This window comes from Catonella sp., assembly GCF_052173895.1.
Classification (GTDB): domain Bacteria; phylum Bacillota; class Clostridia; order Lachnospirales; family Lachnospiraceae; genus Catonella.
In genome coordinates this window covers 1-4,845 of the sequence record NZ_JBQMXS010000073.1, presented here as the reverse complement: position 1 = coordinate 4,845, position 4,845 = coordinate 1, and the positions used below count along the sequence as shown (strand labels likewise).

The following is a 4,845-nucleotide window of genomic DNA, read 5'->3' as shown; positions in this document are numbered from 1 at the left end:
GATCTGCTGCTTACATCAATACCGACGTAAAGTGTGTTCATGGTGATCACCTCCTTTCGTTTTAGATTAAAGTGTTCAATCGGCTTGGTAAAACCCATGATCATGGAGCATCGACACCCTCGCATATAAGAATCCGGCTTAAGATGGACAGATGCGAAACCACACTGCTAAATGGTTGTCCATGAACTTAAGCAAACAGCCAGCCGGTTTGAAGCTAACTTCCATGTCAGGGGAACAGACTTTCTATGAAGCAGCCACCTATGTGACTCAACAGGAGACGACAGAACTATTACCTGATTGACACTGGGACAATTATATCATGGGTTTAACTAAGCCTATTGAACAATATTTATTTAGTAACTTATTAACCAAGATACATGTAGTTGTGTATCTAAAAGATATTATACGAGGAGATGCATCTATGAAAAAACTCGAAAACAAAATTATGCTGATTACCTATGCTGATTGTATGGGAAAGGATTTTAAGGATCTTTCCAAGGTGCTTGATAAGCATTTTTCTAAAGCTCTTGGTGGAGTTCACATCTTACCGTTCTTTCCATCATCAGGAGATAGAGGATTTGCTCCAATGAGGTATGATATCGTAGATGAGGCTTTTGGAGATTGGGAAGATGTTACAGGACTGTCAGAAAAGTATTACCTTATGTTTGATTATATGTTAAATCATATAAGCGCACAGAGTCCTTATTATAAAGATTTTTTGAAAAATAAGGATAACAGCCCTTACAAAGACCTTTTTATCAGATATAAAGATTTTTGGGAAAATGGTGAGCCTACAGAGGCAGAAGTAGATGCGATTTATAAAAGAAAACCTAGAGCTCCTTATGTAGATGCAAAGTTTGAAGATGGAACTACTGAAAAAGTATGGTGCACCTTTGATGAGGAGCAGATAGATATCAACTGCCCATCTGAAACAGCTAAGAAGTTCCTTGTTGATAATTTAACAGGAATGGCAAAGAGGGGAGCTGCAATTATAAGGCTTGATGCCTTTGCTTATGCAACTAAAAAAGCAGGAACGAGTTGTTTCTTTGTAGAACCTTATGTATGGGAACTTCTTGCAGAAGTTACAGATGTACTTGAACCTACAGGAGTTACTATTCTTCCGGAGATTCATGAGCATTATACAATTCCTTTTAAAATTGCAGATAAGGGATATTTTGTATACGACTTTGCACTTCCAATGCTCTTACTCAATGCCCTTTATTACGGACAGACAAAATATCTTAAAGACTGGCTGTTAAAATGCCCTAATAAGCAGTTCACTACGCTGGATACTCATGACGGCATCGGTGTAGTGGATGTAAAGGATCTACTTCCAGATGAAGAAATAGAGAGAACCAAGGAAGATATTTTTAAATTTGGTGCAAATGTTAAGAAGATATATAATACAGCTGCTTACAACAACCTCGATATCTATCAGGTGAACTGTACTTATTATTCAGCTTTGGGAGATAATGATGATGCATACCTCTTAGCAAGGGCAGTTCAGTTCTTCTCAAAGGGTATTCCTCAGGTGTATTATGTAGGACTCCTTGCAGGTAAAAATGATCTTAAGCTCCTTGAGGAGACTAAGGTGGGTAGAGATATCAATAGGCATTATTACACTCTAGAAGAAGTGGATGAAGAAGTGGAAAGACCAGTGGTTAAAAATCTGCTTAAACTTATGGAATTTAGAAATACTTCACAGGCTTTTGCTATTGATGGTAAGTTTGAAATCCTTGTCACTGATGATGATAAACTTCATATAGTAAGAGAGTCAGAGGGAGAAAAAGCCGAACTTATAGCTGATTTTAAGACAAAGAAGTTTAAGGTTATTTCAAATGGAGAGGAAATATTTAGTAATTAAAAATGATAGGGGGCAGTATGAAACTTAAGAAATTAGTAATATTGGGCTTTACAATTATTTCTTGTACAATTAGTACATTTACAATGCAAACGGCATTAGCAGAAACTGTTAAAGAAAATGAACTTGATATAGTTATGGCGGGAGATGTGCTTTTGCATACAAGACTTAACAAATGGTCGGAAGACGGAAAAGGTGGATATGATTATAAGCCTATTTTTAAGGAAGTAAAGCTGTATATAGAAGAGGCTGATCTTGCGATAGTCAATCAGGAGACTATACTTGGTGGTAAAGAACTGGGAATTACAGGTTATCCGTCCTTTAACGGTCCTTATGAGGCAGGGGATGCTCTAGTAGATACGGGGTTTGATGTTATATTAAATAGTAATAATCACTCACTTGATAGGGGAAAAAAGGGAATATATAATTGTCTTAATTTTTGGAAAAAGTATCCACAGATAAAGACGGTTGGAATTAATCTATCATGGAAACAGAAAAATAAACTCTGTATTTATGAAAAAAATGGAATAAAAGTAGCAATACTTAATTATACCTATGGTACAAACGGTATTCCTCTCCCTAAGGAGATGCCTTATGCAGTAAATTATTTAAATGAAAAGGAAGTAGTGAGTGATATAAAAAGGGCTGAAAAAGCAGCAGATTTTACCATAGTATGCCCGCATTGGGGAACTGAGTATGACAGAGGCATTTCATCCTATCAGGAGTATTGGAGTCAGATTTTTGCAGAAAATGGAGCTGACTTGGTACTTGGCTGCCATCCTCATGTAATAGAGCCTATAAAATATGTAAAGGGTAAGAAAACAGGGCATAAGATGCTTGTTTATTATTCTCTAGGCAATTTTATAAATGCAACTGATTCCAGTGGTAGGGTAGCTGACAGATATGTAGGAGGGCTGGCAAAGGTTACTCTTAAGAAAGATGATAAAAATAAGGTAAAAATCAGTAAATATGGAGTTAAAGCTCTGGTAATGCATAATACAGGCGCTCGTTATGGTTCTAGAGTTTATCCTTTAAGTTCTTATACTGTAAAACTGGCAAATAAAAATATAATGAAGAAACAAGATTATACATTTTCATTAGATTTTTGCAAGAAACTTTGTAACCAAATTTGGGGTAAACTGTGGGATTAAATTGAATAATAAAAAAGCTGATACATAGAAAAATATGTATCAGCTTTTTTATTGAGTAAGGAAATTTTTCTAAATGTTTATTCAGCAAAAATCTATCCAAAGAATGTCAAGAACATATATTTTGAATTAAAACACTTTCATAATTTCAAAACTTGAGTTATCGAAATCAGCAATTATTTTATACCCATTTGCAAAGGTAGAGGCTTGCTTTCTGCCCATATCATCAAGGAGTTCATGTTTGATAAGTTCACTTTTGGCAACTTTTTCATGAAAGTCAGATACAATCTTACTTCTTTTAATATCATTGCTTAATTTCAGCTTGTTTTGAATAGAAAAGGCACCATCTATGTCTAGGTAGGCAGGATCTCTTATCAGATAAGGAGCACCTCCGTTTAATAGGGCATAAAGCATATAGTCTTCATTTTCGTGAGCCTTATCCATCATCCAAGGTTCAATAACGCAGTCATGATATACAAGATTAAAGAGAGGTACAGGGATTCCTTTTTTTGGACTTCCGAGCTTTTCAAGCATAAAGTCATAAGGAGCATAGTGGCAGAAGACAAGGCTTTTTATAGCCCAGTCATTTACCTCTTCGGAGCTTGATAAGATATTTTTAGAGAGTAGGTAGTTAAAGCACTCATTCCTATAAGCATAAGACTCACGCCTTGTCATACGATGATTTGGGTTAGCACATTCATCGCCCTCATTACAGGTAAATACATCAAGGTAGGCACAATCTAAATTGATTCCGTTTTTTTGTATTTCATTAAAATTTCTTTTTATAAAATGTAGAGCTTTACCGGTACAAAGATAACTCTGAGAGCCTCCTGCCCAGCGTTTATGAGAATATATACTGCCGTCAGGATTCATACAGGCAAGGTCATCACTATAACTTTCAGCACTTTTATAGAAATCTCTATATTGATCATGAATACCAAACATAAAACCTAAGTTCTGTATTGTATCAGCAAGTAATTTCATACCTTTCCAACCACCGGCATCTATGCAGGCAGGCAAATAGTCAGGGTGGTTATTATCATATCCCGGATTAGCCCAGCCGTCCAAATGAAGATAAAGTTTGTTTACACCTAGTTCATGCAATTTCTTTATTTCTTCGGCTCTTTGTGCAAAGGTGGTAAGATGGTTGTTTTTTTCGGGATTTTCAGGATCAAAAAAGTCTGAATCAGGCTGTACGCAGGTCTTAATACCCTTGTGTACAAAGGCACAGCCTATGAGGTTATTTATAGATGGATTCTGTACAGCCTTTTCGTTTAGGGTCTTGAGTCTGCCTGTTTCAGTGGCAAACTTTCTATAAAATTTGCATATATAATTATAATCACAGTTTTCTAAAAATGAATATCTCATTACTCTGCGATATTCCATTTTTCCAAGACTGTTTTCAAGCCTAAAATTTACTAAGGTATAATCACTGTTAGCAGGATGAAGGGCATTATAGCCCATATTCCAAGGAGTTAGGCTTATAGCTATATAGCCATCTCCATCTTTAATTTGTGAGAAAAATGGTAAGTAGGCACTAGAAGTACCGAATCTACCGTTAAATCCGTCAGGCTTAAATTCTGTTTCCCAGTTATTTGGAATAAGAAGTCCCTGCTGTTTTGGAAGTAAAGTATACCAGTCAGAACTGTTATTTTTAAAATCAAATGGAGCAGGCCATGAAATATAATCTATATTTGCAGAAATATCTTTGATGGGTATAAATTCAAAGAAAATATCATTTGTGGAGTATTCAATCCAGACATAGGTTTTAAAGGATAAGTCTATTTCTTCTCCATTTATCCTGAATCCATCGTAGTGGCTGATAAAACCTGAGCC

The 4,845-nt window shown here is 35.7% G+C and carries 3 protein-coding genes; 2 read left to right on the top strand and 1 reads right to left on the bottom strand.

The window, feature by feature from the left end; genetic code table 11:
- Nucleotides 1–421 precede the first annotated feature (421 nt).
- On the top strand, nucleotides 422–1,864 hold the full coding sequence (gtfA, locus tag ACTTG8_RS09605) for a sucrose phosphorylase (protein ID WP_442561893.1): 1,443 nt from the start codon (nucleotides 422–424) through the stop codon (nucleotides 1,862–1,864).
- Nucleotides 1,865–1,881: 17 nt separating this feature from the next.
- Nucleotides 1,882–3,012: a CapA family protein gene (locus ACTTG8_RS09600; RefSeq protein WP_442561892.1), complete on the top strand. Its 1,131-nt coding sequence runs from the start codon at nucleotides 1,882–1,884 to the stop codon at nucleotides 3,010–3,012.
- 126 nt (nucleotides 3,013–3,138) lie between these two features.
- Here the strand turns inward: ACTTG8_RS09600 and ACTTG8_RS09595 are convergent.
- The coding region (locus ACTTG8_RS09595) for a DUF5696 domain-containing protein (RefSeq protein ID WP_442561891.1) at nucleotides 3,139–4,845 on the bottom strand (1,707 nt) is incomplete at its 5' end.

Bases quoted from the DNA above. Each gene is read 5' to 3' on its own strand.
- ACTTG8_RS09600 (WP_442561892.1), top strand. From the start codon at position 1,882: ATGAAACTTAAGAAATTAGTAATATTGGGCTTTACAATTATTTCTTGT.
- gtfA (WP_442561893.1), top strand. From the start codon at position 422: ATGAAAAAACTCGAAAACAAAATTATGCTGATTACCTATGCTGATTGT.